General features: G+C 42.7%; 17 protein-coding genes and 1 riboswitch. Of the genes, 11 read left to right on the top strand and 6 right to left on the bottom strand.

Annotation, left to right across the window (positions count from 1 at the left end):
- The first annotated feature begins 4 nt into the window (after positions 1-4).
- The 5 genes from NAF01_RS05205 (at position 5) to motB (ending at position 3,102) form a co-directional block, all read left to right on the top strand.
- Positions 5-379, top strand: a complete 375-nt coding sequence (locus NAF01_RS05205) for a DnaJ family domain-containing protein (protein ID WP_048011973.1) — start codon at positions 5-7, stop codon at positions 377-379.
- A 31-nt stretch (positions 380-410) separates the two neighbouring features.
- On the top strand, positions 411-872 hold the full coding sequence (locus NAF01_RS05210) for an STAS domain-containing protein (RefSeq protein ID WP_197247385.1): 462 nt from the start codon (positions 411-413) through the stop codon (positions 870-872).
- A gap of 140 nt (positions 873-1,012) precedes the next feature.
- The gene (locus NAF01_RS05215; RefSeq protein WP_197247387.1) at positions 1,013-1,387 is read left to right on the top strand and encodes a hypothetical protein; all 375 of its coding nucleotides are present in this window, start codon (positions 1,013-1,015) and stop codon (positions 1,385-1,387) included.
- Positions 1,388-1,517: 130 nt separating this feature from the next.
- Entirely contained in the window at positions 1,518-2,312 is a 795-nt protein-coding gene (gene motA / locus NAF01_RS05220) for a flagellar motor stator protein MotA (protein ID WP_048011976.1), read from the top strand.
- Complete coding sequence (gene motB, locus NAF01_RS05225) at positions 2,305-3,102, top strand: flagellar motor protein MotB (RefSeq protein ID WP_250801929.1); 798 nt, start codon at positions 2,305-2,307, stop codon at positions 3,100-3,102. Before motA ends, motB begins: the two co-directional genes overlap by 8 nt.
- A 560-nt stretch (positions 3,103-3,662) precedes the next feature.
- Here motB and NAF01_RS05230 read toward each other — a convergent pair.
- Both NAF01_RS05230 and NAF01_RS05235 read right to left on the bottom strand, forming a co-directional pair.
- Positions 3,663-4,859 carry an MFS transporter gene (locus NAF01_RS05230; protein ID WP_250801930.1) on the bottom strand — a complete coding sequence of 399 codons (1,197 nt, stop codon included), beginning with the start codon at positions 4,857-4,859 and terminating at the stop codon, positions 3,663-3,665.
- A 55-nt stretch (positions 4,860-4,914) separates the two neighbouring features.
- On the bottom strand, positions 4,915-5,343 hold the full coding sequence (locus tag NAF01_RS05235) for a MarR family winged helix-turn-helix transcriptional regulator (protein WP_250801931.1): 429 nt from the start codon (positions 5,341-5,343) through the stop codon (positions 4,915-4,917).
- A gap of 159 nt (positions 5,344-5,502) precedes the next feature.
- Between NAF01_RS05235 and NAF01_RS05240 the strand changes: the two genes are divergently transcribed.
- From NAF01_RS05240 to NAF01_RS05250, 3 genes are all read left to right on the top strand, one after another.
- Positions 5,503-6,888, top strand: a complete 1,386-nt coding sequence (locus NAF01_RS05240) for an alanine/glycine:cation symporter family protein (protein WP_197247397.1) — start codon at positions 5,503-5,505, stop codon at positions 6,886-6,888.
- A 133-nt stretch (positions 6,889-7,021) separates the two neighbouring features.
- Entirely contained in the window at positions 7,022-8,119 is a 1,098-nt protein-coding gene (locus NAF01_RS05245) for a carbohydrate kinase (protein WP_250801932.1), read from the top strand.
- Positions 8,120-8,133: 14 nt separating this feature from the next.
- A complete protein-coding gene (locus tag NAF01_RS05250) occupies positions 8,134-9,045 on the top strand; it encodes a pseudouridine-5'-phosphate glycosidase (protein ID WP_250801933.1) in 912 nt (303 codons plus the stop codon).
- Positions 9,046-9,262: 217 nt separating this feature from the next.
- On the opposite strand, the gene NAF01_RS05255 is transcribed toward NAF01_RS05250, so the two are convergent.
- The gene (locus NAF01_RS05255; RefSeq protein WP_250801934.1) at positions 9,263-9,874 is read right to left on the bottom strand and encodes a class D sortase; all 612 of its coding nucleotides are present in this window, start codon (positions 9,872-9,874) and stop codon (positions 9,263-9,265) included.
- Positions 9,875-10,216 carry a helix-turn-helix domain-containing protein gene (locus tag NAF01_RS05260; RefSeq protein ID WP_226619398.1) on the bottom strand — a complete coding sequence of 114 codons (342 nt, stop codon included), beginning with the start codon at positions 10,214-10,216 and terminating at the stop codon, positions 9,875-9,877. It lies immediately after the preceding gene.
- A gap of 277 nt (positions 10,217-10,493) precedes the next feature.
- Between NAF01_RS05260 and NAF01_RS25040 the strand changes: the two genes are divergently transcribed.
- The 3 genes from NAF01_RS25040 (at position 10,494) to NAF01_RS05270 (ending at position 11,540) form a co-directional block, all read left to right on the top strand.
- Positions 10,494-10,823 (top strand): DUF5658 family protein, encoded by a 330-nt coding sequence (locus NAF01_RS25040; RefSeq protein WP_226619397.1) that lies wholly within the window; start codon positions 10,494-10,496, stop codon positions 10,821-10,823.
- 55 nt (positions 10,824-10,878) lie between these two features.
- Entirely contained in the window at positions 10,879-11,130 is a 252-nt protein-coding gene (locus NAF01_RS05265; protein WP_250801935.1) for a hypothetical protein, read from the top strand.
- Positions 11,131-11,274: 144 nt separating this feature from the next.
- Positions 11,275-11,363: riboswitch (cyclic di-GMP riboswitch) on the top strand.
- Between the two features lie 27 nt (positions 11,364-11,390).
- Positions 11,391-11,540: an anti-repressor SinI family protein gene (locus NAF01_RS05270; RefSeq protein ID WP_179289014.1), complete on the top strand. Its 150-nt coding sequence runs from the start codon at positions 11,391-11,393 to the stop codon at positions 11,538-11,540.
- 100 nt (positions 11,541-11,640) lie between these two features.
- Here NAF01_RS05270 and NAF01_RS05275 read toward each other — a convergent pair whose 3' ends face one another.
- Complete coding sequence (locus tag NAF01_RS05275) at positions 11,641-11,964, bottom strand: helix-turn-helix domain-containing protein (protein WP_048010430.1); 324 nt, start codon at positions 11,962-11,964, stop codon at positions 11,641-11,643.
- Positions 11,965-12,142: 178 nt separating this feature from the next.
- Complete coding sequence (gene mnmH, locus NAF01_RS05280) at positions 12,143-13,201, bottom strand: tRNA 2-selenouridine(34) synthase MnmH (RefSeq protein ID WP_250801936.1); 1,059 nt, start codon at positions 13,199-13,201, stop codon at positions 12,143-12,145.
- Positions 13,202-13,518 lie beyond the last annotated feature (317 nt).

Here is a 13,518-nt window from a genome sequence, read left to right on the forward strand (position 1 = left end):
TTGAGTGGACTTTTTTTCTATACTTTCTGAAGATCGCATAAAAAAAGCTTACAAGGACGGCGAGTTTGATAATCTGCCGGGATATGGGAAACCGCTGCCGCCTGATGATCTGTCTTCCGTCCCTGAGAACTTGCGCATGGCCTATCGCATCATGAAGAATGCCGGATTTACTGATGAAGAAAACCAGGTGAAAAAGGAAATGATGACGATTGAAGACCTGATGAAGAAATGTGAGGATCAGGAAGAAAAGAAGGCACTGCAGAAGAAATTAAACGAAAAGCTGCTCCGCTATAACAGCATGATGTCGAAAAGAAGACAAAACACCAACTCATCCCTTTTCAAAAACTACGAAGAAAAAATAAACAATAAATTATTCTAATGAATTAGATGATTGGAATTGAGGAGAACACATGAATAAAGATGAATATATAAAGGTCCTTGAAAAAAGAGTGGAGGAATATGAGGCAGCCATAGCGGATATGACGGCACCCATCATTCCATCGATCATTCCCCAGACGATTCTGGTGCCCATTACTGGCCTGCTTATGGCGGAAAGACTCGAAAAAATCACAGCAAAAATATTGAAGCATATTAAAGAACATGATATTGAATTTGCCATCATAGATTTTACTGATATCACGGTCGACCGCATAGAGCAGATGTGCCTTTCCGAACTTGGAGAACAAATCCGCAATCTGACTGATTCCATTAACCTCATGGGAGTTAAGCCTTACTTTGTAGGGATGACCCCGCAGCTGATAAAGGAAATCGTGTTGTCCGGCATTGAATTAAATGCTGAAACACATGCTAACTTCCAGGCGGCTTTAAAGCATTTAATGAAAATAAACAGTCTTGCCTTTCAAAAAATCTAAATTCTAAAAGACTCCTCTCCTGAATAGGATAGGGGTTTTTTACTTATACAGGCACATTTTCTTTCTGATTGGGGATTTGTCCATGCGAAAACTTTCTCTGGCACATATTCTATAGTATCCATGAGAAAGGAGGTAGACATATGTCGAGAGATTGGAGAAGAAGGTTTGAGATTAATGCAGATGAAGTAGAAATCAGAGCCGAAAGAGTTATTGTAAAAGAAGATGATGATCGCCGCCGAGATGATGTGCGTGGAGCGGAAGACCGCCGCAGGAATCACCGCCGAGATGACGATGTAGCTGGAATCGAGGACAATCGCAGAAGACATTGCGGCTGTGGAAGAGACAGTGTGGGCGGAGCAGAAGACGACGGCAGAAGACATCGCCGCGATGATGTACGCGGTGCTGGTGACCTATGGTACAACAGAGATTTAGCTGGATCTGGAAGAGGATGCAGACGCCGCCGAGATGACGATGACCGCAGAAGAAGAGGTTTCTGCGGATGCCGCTGGATCTAATATAATGAAAACAAAGGCAGGGGAAGCACCTCTGCCTTTTATATATGAAAATTTTCCTAAAGAACTGTAAAAATCATCCGAAATTATTAATAGAAGGTTTTAGCGATTTTACATAGAAGGTGTGGCTTGCATGGATAAAACAACGATTATTGGAGTTATATTAGGTATCATAGCAGTTGGAGTCGGAATGGTTTTTAAAGGGGTTTCCCCGTCTGTTCTGATTAACCCTGCCGCAATTCTGATCATTATTCTGGGTACTGCAGCAGCTGTGGCCATTGCATTTCCAACGAATGAAATCAAGCGTGTACCCAAGCTTTTTGGCATTTTATTTAAAGAAGAAAAGCTGATGAACCCCCCTGAAATGATTAAGATGTTTTCGGATTGGGCTCAGCTGGCAAGAAAAGAAGGATTGCTTGCCCTGGAAGTCAAGACAAGCGAAGTGGAAGATGCTTTTTTAAGAAGCGGCTTATCTCTCGCTGTTGATGGGCAAAGTGCCGATTATATTCGGGATGTATTAAGTGAAGAAATCGAAGCAATGGAAGAAAGGCACCAGGCTGGAGCGCAAATTTTCAGCCAGGCAGGCACGTATGCGCCATCCCTTGGAGTATTGGGAGCCGTTATTGGATTGATTGCAGCACTAGGAAATATGGACGACACCACCACATTGGGACATGCTATAAGTGCGGCATTCGTAGCGACTTTACTGGGGATATTCACCGGTTATGTGTTCTGGCATCCGTTTGCCAATAAGCTAAAGAGAAAGTCCAAGCAGGAAGCAAAAATTAAAAGCATGATGATTGAAGGAATTCTTTCTATTTTAGAAGGGGAAGCACCGCGGGTAATCGAGCAAAAGCTTGCTTCCTATCTTCCTGCAGGAGAACGCCGTAAATTCCTTGAAGAAAGCAGCGTGGCAAAGGATGAGTAGGCGGAAAAAGAAGCAGCATCATGAGGAACATGTAGATGAATCCTGGCTATTGCCGTATGCTGATTTATTAACTCTGCTTCTCGCCCTGTTCATTGTTCTCTTTGCCATGAGTTCAGTGGATGCCCAGAAATTTCAGAAGCTGTCAAAGGCATTCAATGATGTCTTTTCAGGGGGAACGGGCGTCTTTGAATTCCCAAGTCCAATGCCGGAAGGACAAATGCAATCCACGGATGCTTTGTCTGAAGAGCCAAGCAAGGATCTCGAGGAAGTGGCAGCGCTGGATGAATTGGAAAAAGAAAAATTGAAGCAGGCTGCCGATCAGGAAGAACTGGCAGAGCTGCAGCAAAGAGTCAATGCCTTTATTGAAAATCAAAACCTGGCTGACAAACTGGAAACCTCCTTAACCACGGAAGGATTGCTCGTGTCTATCAGAGACAATGTCCTGTTCGGCTCAGGAAGTGCAGAGGTCCGTGAGCAGGATTTAAAAATGGCTGGTGAAATTGCCGGGCTTCTCATCATGGACCCGCCAAGAAATATCATCATCAGCGGCCATACAGACAATGTCCCGATCCGCAATTCGAACTTCGAGTCCAATTGGGAGCTCAGTGTCATGCGGGCGGTCAACTTTATGAAAATCATCCTGAAAAATGATCAGCTGGACCCGAAATGGTTCAGTGCCAAAGGCTTTGGGGAATTCCAGCCGGTTGCCGGAAATGACACGAAAGAAGGCAGGGCGAAGAACAGACGGGTAGAGATTTTAATATTGCCAAGAACGGGGAATCAGCCATAGGGGGCTGGTTTCTTTTTTATATAACAAATAAAAAAAGGCTGTCAGCCAGCCGCTTTCCCGAAATTATTCATTTGCTTCCTGTTCAGTGCCGTCCGGTTTGCACATGCGGTCGACCATTACACCAAATAGAAATACACAGGCGATGGGAATGGAAAAGTTTAATATGTGAACAATGGTCATCAGCGAACCTCCCCAAATATATTAATTACATTATATGCCAACGTTCACAAAAAAGACAAATAATTTTCAGAAAATACACACAAATCAGCTTGACAAAGAAAAAGAGCCGCAAGGGGCTCTTTATCGCAGTCTAACGGGCAGTAAGACCCCCGCTTCAAGACTCAGAGGAATCAAAGGAGGATAAGCGGGGGTCAAACTGCCCGTAAAGGCCCGATTGGTGAGATACAGTGAAACTTGCCGACGCGCGGCAGAGGCTTAGTTGAACCAATCGGGTTCGTAGTGTCGATTGATCGAAGCGCTAGCGGAGATCTTAGCGACACTAGAACGCGACTAACAATCAGTGGGGGATAAGGAAAACCCCCACTGATTGAAGTTTCACTTTATAATGGAAGGTCTGCTTCTGAATGAATGGTTTTGGGTTCTGTCTTTCTTCCATGAAGCAGGTAGTATACGAGCAGGCCAAATAACGCTACTCCGGCAAGCATAAAATACAGCGAAGCGAAGCCTGTTTTGACCGCAAGTATTCCGAGAACATAGGATCCTAAACCGATCCCTGTATCAAAGAGGGTGAAAAAGGTCGAGGTGGCCAGCCCGCGTTTCGCAGGATCGGCCTGCTTGATGGCAACGGTTTGAAGACTCGGAACAATCGTGCCATACCCCAGTCCGATTACTGCACCCGACAGCAGAAACACAAAGGTGCTGTTGGCCTGGCTGAGCAAAAACAATCCTGCCGCAAACAGAATAATCGCTGGATAGATCACTTTATTTTCTCCGTACGTATCAAACCAGCGGCCTGTAAATGGGCGGGACATAATGATGAACGCTGCATATACCACGAAGAAGAAGCTCGCGGCTTCAAGCAAATCAAGCTCTTTCGCATAAACGGAAATAAAGGATAGAATTCCTGAGTACGCGAAAGCAAGGATACCAGCCGAAATCGCAACAGGAACGGCATTTTTTTCGAATAAGCTTGATAGTGTGAAATTCGGATGCTTCACAGAGCTTTCTGCTGTTTGCGGTATTTTAACAAAAGCGCCCAGCACTATCGCAATAAATGATAAAACGGTACATAACGTAAAAATCCATGTGAAGCTTGCGTATTGAACAATCGTCAAACCGGCAAACGGGCCGATGACCATAGCCAGATTCATGAACATCGCATAATATCCAAGCCCTTCGCCTCTCCGCTCACCCGGCACAATTTCAGCAACAATCGCTCCAGTCGCTGTGGTGGCCATGCCAAAACCTGCACCATGAAGGAATCTTAGAGCTAAAAGTGCAGGCATAGTGTCAGCCCAAAAATAAAGAAGAGATGAGACAGCAAACACAATCAGGGAAGCAAGCAGAATCTTCCGCCGCCCAACCTCGTCAATCCATTTCCCTGTAAACGGCCTGCTGATCACGGCAGCAATCAAAAAGACCGAAATAATCAGGCCAACCTGTGTTTCGTCCCCTTTCAAATCATCCAAAATATAAAGGGGAAGCGTTGTGAGCAATACATAAAACCCCATAAACAAGAAAAAACTCGTAACAGAAATACTCAAAAAATCCTTCGTCCATAATGGCTGTTTCTTCATGTTGTCCTCCTAACAATGAAGGTACCAGGTATCTAAACCAATTTCGTGAACTGGTCTAGGTGCCTGGTACCATATTTTCTCTCATTTTTGCCATAAGTTTGATCATCGTGCTGATTTCTTCTTCCGTAATGTTCTGCAGGACATTGCTTTCGCTTGATCTTACTGCGGCAAGCCAATTGTCGTATTCCAGGATGGCTGCATCAGTCAGTGAAATCAGTTTTTCGCGTTTGTCCTTGCCGGCTGTTCTGGTGATCCAGCCTGATTTCTCAAGACGGGCCAATGTCCTGGTCATGGTCGGAGCTTCAACTCCCAAATAAGAGGAAATCTCTTTTTGAGTGCTTGGTCCTCCGGTTTTCAGACGGTAAATAATCGTCCATTGAGCCGCATATAACCCAAGCGGCACCAGACTTTCATTAAGTACTTTGGAAAAATGGCGTGTAAATTGGTTGATGGAATGAAAAAATTCACTTTGATTAGGGTGCATTGGTTTCACCTGCTTAAAATAGTTACCTAGCTAACTATACAGGATTTTCAAGAAAATGTCTACCTCACATATTTCTTTGCTAACTAAGTGTTTAACTGGCAAATGAAAGGGAATGAAATAACAAGGGCAACTGTGCATAACAATAAGGGGGAAATTTTTTTGGATAAGTTATTAGAAGTCGTAGGAGATATTTCAGGATGGCTGTGGGGATATCCCATCATCCTATTATTAGCTGGAACAGGTCTGTATTTAACCTTTTTGCTGGGTTTCTTCCAGTTCCGTTATCCGGTATATATTTTTAAACAGACATTCGGAAGTGTTTTTAAAAAGCCGAAGGGAAAAGGAACCGTTACACCTCTGCAGGCACTCACTTCAGCACTGGCTTCCACCATTGGAGCTGCGAATATTGTAGGTGTACCGGCAGCCATCATGTTTGGCGGCCCTGGAGCAGTCTTTTGGATGTGGGTCATTGCGCTAATTGGAATGTCCATTAAGTTCTCGGAAAGTGTATTGGCCATTAAGTATAGAGAGAAAAATGAAGATGGCGAATATGTGGGCGGCCCTATGTATTACATGACAAAAGGGCTTAACATGAAGTGGCTTGGTGTGATATTTGCCTTTGCGCTCATGATCGAATTAATCCCAAGCATCATGGTTCAGGGCAATGCAGTAGCGTCTGCGGTTGGAGAGACTTTTAAGATTGATGGCCTTTATACGGGCATCGCTGTAGCCTTACTGGTTTCATTGGTTGTTTTTGGCGGAATTCAGAGAATCGGCAAAGTTACTGAAATCTTCGTTCCGTTTATGGCTCTTATTTATGTAGGAGCAGCTTTAGTGGTTTTATTTATGAATCTGGGCAAGCTTCCTGAAGTGTTGGAATTAATCTTCACTTATGCGTTTCAGCCAATGTCAGCAATAGGCGGATTTGCCGGTGCGGCAATTGGCGAGATCATTCGCTGGGGATTTGCAAGAGGATTATATTCCAATGAGGCAGGACTTGGAACGGCACCGATTGCCCATGCGGCTGCCACAACCGATCACCCGGTGCGCCAGGGCTTCTGGGCAATTGTCGGAATTGTTGTTGATACACTGATTGTGTGTACAGCCACTGCATTTGTAGTGCTTTCATCAGGTGTGTGGACAAGGGAAGGGGCAATGAAGGATCCTTCAGCCCTGACAGCAGCGGCATTTACGGAGTACTTTGGATCATTTGGAGGTATTCTCGTAGCTGTATCACTCGTATTTTTTGTCATTTCAACGATCATTGTCGTCGTCTTTTATGGATCCAAAATGGCAGAATTCCTTTTTGGCTCTTTTGCCGGAAAAGCCATCAAAGTCGTTTACATTGCTGCCATTGTTCTTGGTTCAGTGGGAGCGGCGAAAACGATCTGGCAATTCCTTGACCTGGCACTTGCCATGATTTTGATACCGAACATCGTGGCTGTCCTCCTTCTGAGCAAAGAGGTAAAACAGCTGAAAAACGAGTTCTTTACTTCTGAAAAATATTATTTAAAGGATATTAAAAAAGAAGATAATGCTGCGTAAAGCTTGGTCTTCCCGCCTAAGGCGGGAGACTTTTTTTTTACTTCGTAAATTTTTTGAAAAATAACACTTGTATTACAAATGGACATAAGTCTATAATATAGACAAAAGTTTAATAAGGCAGGGCTGGTCAATTATGAATGATAAAGAACTATTGATTTTGCAGCTGATTAAAGAGGATCCTTTTATTGCCCAAAACGAGCTGGCTGACAAAACGGGGCTCTCAAGGTCCGCTGTTGCCGGCTATATCTCTTCACTGACCAAGCAGGGGAAAATTCTCGGCAGAGCCTATGTTCTGCCGCAAAAGAAAGAAGTGCTTTGTGTGGGAGGAGCCAATGTTGACAGGAAAATCCAGACAACCGGGCAGCTCCAATTCGGAACATCGAACCCTGCAGAAAGCTCCCAATCCTGCGGCGGAGTGGCCCGCAACATTGCTGAAAACCTTGGCAGGCTGGGCTGTGATGTGGGTTTGATGACCGTAGTGGGAGATGATCCGGAAGGCGAATGGCTTCTTGAATATACGAAAGCTTTTGCTGATATCACTCCTTCACAGTTGCTGGCAGGGTCCACCACTGGTACTTATACAGCAGTGCTTGACCTTGAAGGAGAAATGGCTGTAGCACTCGCTGATATGTCCATTTATGAAAGCGTTAACAGAGAGTTTGTCGAGAAAAAGTGGGGTTACCTGGCATCATCTGAAATGGTGATTCTCGATACAAACTTCCCGCCCAAGGTTCTGGAACAGATTATTAAAAGGTGTTATGAAGAGAACATTCCGCTTTGCATTACACCTGTTTCAGCACCAAAAATAAAAAATCTCCCGGAAGATCTGAAAGGTGTTACCTGGCTGATTGCCAACAAAAATGAAGCAGAAGCACTAACAGGGATAGAGATCAGCAATGAAGGAGACTTCTTTAAGGCGGCACAGGAGATTATGAAAAAAGGTGTTGAAAAAGTCGTCATCAGCCGGGGAGATAAAGGGCTGATCTATTTTACAAACAGGGGTGAAGCAGGTGTGCAGCTTCCTCCGAAGGTGAAAATTGCCGATGTGACAGGGGCAGGGGACTCGCTTGTATCGGGTATTATTTTTGCCCATTTAAAAGGCCTGAGCACTGAGGATGCCTGCAAAATCGGCATGTCCTGCTCGATGCTTGCTCTGCAGTCCCTTGAAACGGTTAATCCGAACCTAAACAATACACGCTTGCAGGAAACATTCAAACAATATTTCGACTAAGGAGAAGTGACATCATGTTAGAAAAATGGCTTGAGTACTCAGAAGAAGTGTTAGAAGCAAAGAAAGCAAATAAACCGGTTGTTGCCCTTGAATCCACCATCATTTCACATGGAATGCCGTATCCTCAAAATGTTCAGACAGCAAAAGAGGTAGAAGAAATTATTCGCAAAAACGGTGCGGTTCCGGCAACCATTGCCATTTTAAATGGGAAAATTAAAATCGGTTTGTCAGATGAGGAGCTGGAGTTTCTGGCCCAAAGCAGGGATGTTGAGAAAGCGAGCAGGAGGGACCTGCCTTATTTAGTGGCTAAAAAGAAAAATGGCGCCACAACGGTAGCGGCTACCATGATCTGTGCAGAGCTTGCCGGCATTGAAGTGTTTGTCACCGGCGGAATAGGCGGAGTTCACCGCGAAGCTGAAACCACAATGGACATCTCCGCAGACCTGCAGGAGCTTGCGATGACCAATGTTGCCGTAATCTGCGCAGGGGCGAAATCCATCCTGGATATCGGTTTGACGCTTGAATACTTAGAAACCCACGGCGTTCCGGTAGTTGGATTTGAAACAGATGTACTGCCCGCCTTCTACACACGCACAAGTCCGTTCAGCGTGAACTACCGGGTGGACAATACAGAAGAAGCAGCCGAAATGATCCGCACAAAATGGGAGCTGGGCCTAAAAGGCGGCGTTGTTATCGCCAACCCGATTCCTGAAATTGATGCGCTGGAAGAATCGTTTATCACAAATGTTATTGAAACGGCTCTTAAAGAAGCAAAAGAAAACAACATCGCCGGCAAAAAAGTGACACCATTCCTTCTGGGTAAAGTGAAGGAGTTAACAGAAGGAAGAAGCTTGACAGCGAACATCGCATTGGTAAAGCATAATGCCGAAGTGGGCTCGAAGATTGCTGTTAGTTTGAATAAGTAAAGGGAAAAGCCAGGCTTGGGAAGTCTGGCTTTTTATATTGATAGAATGATAGCTGTGATGATGATGGCTAAATATAATAGTAATCTTAAGAAATTGATCATTAGGATCCGTCCCTTCTGGAAACCCATATAGTAAAGGATATGTACAGGTTCTTGGATAGGGGACGGGTGTTTGTCTAGATGAAGTAAAAAGGGCACTTTCCTGGGGAAAGAGCCTCTTAATTTTGTATTCTATTAGCATTCAGGATATACCGGGAGGGTGCATTGCCCACATACGAGAAGGGGTAGCAGGTGGAAACAGTGAGAATTTCGTTAGGAGCGGTGGAGCGGATCACAGTGGTATCGTCTGCATCAACAATCTTAGAATCGGTAATTTCATATGTAAACTCACCATATGGCATGCTGACTAGAAAAATATCACCGATTTCAAGTTCGCCGAGGCTGCGAAAGACCGTATCCCGATGCCCTGATAATAAAATCTGGTCATGCTGCCCTGGAAATACAGTTGTGGAGTAATGGCCAACCCCTTTTTCCAGCTCATCCTCATCTGTTCCTTCTATAATGGGAAGTTCAGCCTTCAGGCGGGGGATCTTTAAGATGCCAATGGCTTCACCTTGCTCAAAGGAAACATCTATAGGCTGTTCTGTTTGTAGAACACTTTTGCTTTCTTTATTCACTTCGTTTTGAATTCTTTCTTGTGCCTGGGCTAAGGAATCCTTTGTTTTCTTCTCCTGAGCATACATTTCCTGCAGAGAGAACAGGACCAAACCGCCTCCAATTAAGAAAAGGAAGGAGGCAGCTAAAATCAGCAAACGGCCTCTAACCTTCAACTAAACGTTCCCTCCATTCATCTTCTTAAATTTAATAAACTCCAGATAATAGGCGAAATCCTCTTTTGTGATACCCTGCCTGATTGCTTCTTTGACAAGGGAAACCCACTCCTCATCCAGCTTAGACAAGTCGGTAATGTCCTCTTTGTTCTCTTCCAGCAGATCCTCAAGATTAGCATCCAGTGTCCTGGCGATCCGCGATAAAACCTGCAGTGAAGGATTCTCCTGTATGCCTCTCTCGATATAGCTCAAATACGATTTGGATACCTCCGCTTTTTCAGAAAGCTCATTAATTGAGTATCCTTTCTTGATTCTTAAGGTTTTAATCCGGCCACCTATCATAGGCATAATACTCCCTTAACATAAAATATAAAGATATTTTCATTATAACGAACAAATCGTTCAATAAAAAATACAAAATAGTGAGAATTCTTGAGGTATTCTTAGAAAAAGAACGATATTTGTTCTTAAAAGAGAAAAATAGACGTATTATACAATTTTAAAAAATAATCTAGATGAACTATATTTGAATTGTTAATTATTTTGATTGATGAATAATAAACTGTAAAAGATAGATTAGGAAATGTTTAATAGGTGAATACTGAGGGCTAAATTGCTATTGAATTTATACCAGATAAAAAGAGGTGATAGTATAAAAAAACTGTTACATTATCTTGCTTTTATTAATTTACTAGATACATTCCTTACTACAATAGGCCTCCTTTTTAAGGCAATAGAAGAAAGTAATCCATTAATGAGCTATCTCTATGAACATAGTCCCTTTATATTTTTTTCTCTAAAAATCATGCTTTCGGGACTTCTAATAATATTATCTGAACTAGTTAAACCAGAATCTAAAATTATGTTTTTGGCAGCTGGAGCTGCGACATTGTACACAGTTGTATGTTTGATTCATGTTTATTGGGTTACTGCAAGGATCGTTAATTAATATTTAACGCTCTTTGAGACATCAATTAATACAATTTTATTGGAAGGGGACTCTGATGTACCAAAAAAACTGTCTAAAATGCTATAACCCATCTTTCAGCAGCACTGAAACCGGAGAATGGCTGTGCCCGGTTTGCGGAAAGGACCTGACGAATGAAACGTTCCTTGATGCGATGACACGGGAACCGGTTCATATTATCTATAAGAAAAAGAAAATTTCACAAACGTCTTCTCTGCAGGAAATTAATAAGAATTATAGGAAAAGAATCGGCTATTCTTACTATTCGAAACAGAGAACAATTAACTAATAAGTGATGTATTTGAAAGATTTTTGTCGAAAAATAAATTGATTTAATATTAAAATAATTAATAAAAATTACAAAATATGACAACGTTAGCAATACAGTCATAGTAGAATACATCTATGGAAAATATTTCTTTGAGCCAATAGGCACAGAAAAAGGCAAACTCATTGAAAAATGAGGACGCAAAGTCGCGGGTCTAAGGTATTGAAAAATACTACGATGGCTGGATTGCCTGGAATGCGATACGTATCCTGGGGGGAAGAATGTTGACAGAGCAAAATGTAAAGGTTGAGGGAATTGATTTGGAGTGGCTGCAGTTAATTATGGAAGCCAAGAACTTAGGCTTGCAAAAGGAAGAAATTAGAGAGTTTTTACATAATAACAGAGCCAAAGAGGTTCTGATCGAAGCTTAATATCTGGTATTGCTAAGTATTTCTGTTAGAGGCATCTCTAAATGGAAATGCTTTTTATTTTACCAAAAAAAATAAGCCTGTACATTCAGGCTCATTACATTTATGATTTTTGTCCGCTTCTCCACTTATTAAAATCCAAAAACTCCCGAAATTGCTCCTTGGAAACCCCGGATTCCATCGCTTCTTTCACAATCTTCATCCATTCTGAATCCAAATCTTCCTTATTGATCTGCTCATGGATCAAATGGTCCACAGGTACATTCAGAACTCCAGCGATTTTCTCGAGAAACTGAATCGATGGGTTGGTTTGAAGGTTGCGCTCAAGTGAGCTTAAATATGATTTTGCCACACCGGCTTGGTCTGCAAGCTCGGATAAGGACATTTTCTTTTCCTGACGAAGTTTTTTTACACGATCACCGATCATCGTATACCACACACCTTATTTTGTATGTAATAGGATTATATCATATTTAGTTCCATATTAAGAACGTTTTGTTCAATATTATTATCATCATACCACAGTGTCAACTGACTAAAATAGATAGCTATCACAGTTTTATAAAAATATTACTTTTGTCGCTCTCAAAAAGTAATGCTCCGCGTCATAAGACGGGAGCATTTTGCTTTTCAATTATTTGAATAACCTGCTGTGCAGCTGCTTCCACATCATCTGCATTTACATGGTGGAATTCGCCCTCATAGTCATGCTGTTTAAAAGCATAGCGCGGATCGTAATAGTGTTCTAATAAAAGCTTGATAAATAGTTCGTAGTTCTCCGTTTCAACTGATTCATCAAGCTGCTCGCGGATTTCAGTATCCTTCAGCCGTTTTTTAATAAACACAAGGCTTTCATCCACTTTCGGCTTGAACCATTCTTCTTTTTGATAGGGTGCAACATAGTCACGGAGGATGCGCTGGACACGGGACTCCATGCTTGCAAACATATCAATATGAATACCGGTTTTTTTTGTATCCAGAAGCTCGTCCGGCTGAACCACCTTGCCAATCCGCTTACTTTCGGCTTCCATAATAATATAAGGGGACCCTTTAACCTCAGAAAGGGATTTATACAAAAGTGCATCAAATGTTTTCTGTGTACTGCCGTCCCCCATGCCAAAGGAGCCAAAGATCGATCCGCGGTGCCCTGCCATTTCTTCAAGGTCAATAACCGGATAGCCTTTTTCACTTAATACCTTTAGCACATCCGTTTTCCCAACGCCGGTCATCCCGTGCAGAACAACTGCTTTTTCAGGAATCAGATCTGCTGTGTTTTCAAGGATATATTGACGGTACGCTCTGTAGCCCCCAATTAAACGAGGGATCGAAACGCCAGCATACGTGATAAATGTAGTAACCGCTTTGCTGCGCATTCCGCCGCGCCAGCAGTAAATGACAGGCTGTAAGCCATCATTTTTCAGGTCTCTGATTTTCTGCATCATGGACGGAATTTTAGGTGAAACGATTTCCATCGCTCTCCACTTAGCCGCATCAGAACCTTCTTTTTTATATAGTGTTCCGATTTCCACACGTTCTTCATTGGTGAAAAGCGGCACATTGACAGCACCGGGAATGCTGCACTCCTCAAATTCGATTGGAGACCTGACATCGATCGGAACTGCGTTGTCCATTTGGATATATTGTTCGACTGCTATTTCTCTCATTTTATTGCCTCCAAAATTAAAGTGAAACTCCAATCAGTGGGAGTTTTCCCGCTGATTGGTTAGTTGAACTAATCGGGCCTTACGGGCAGTTTGGCACCGTTAATTCACCTTTGAATTTTACTGCAGTTTCTAGTGGGGATCTTACTGCCCGTTAGACTGCGGTATTGCTATATATCGCCAAAAAGGAACGTTAATTAAATTGACTCTCTCTATTATACAGGATTTTGAAATTATAGGTGTCTATCACAATCATACTCCTATTTCCAAAAGATTGTTCTTATAATTTTTTCCAGACTTTGTAATATCAGCATATCCAT

This window comes from Cytobacillus firmus, assembly GCF_023657595.1.
Taxonomy (GTDB): Bacteria; Bacillota; Bacilli; order Bacillales; family Cytobacillaceae; genus Cytobacillus; species Cytobacillus firmus_B.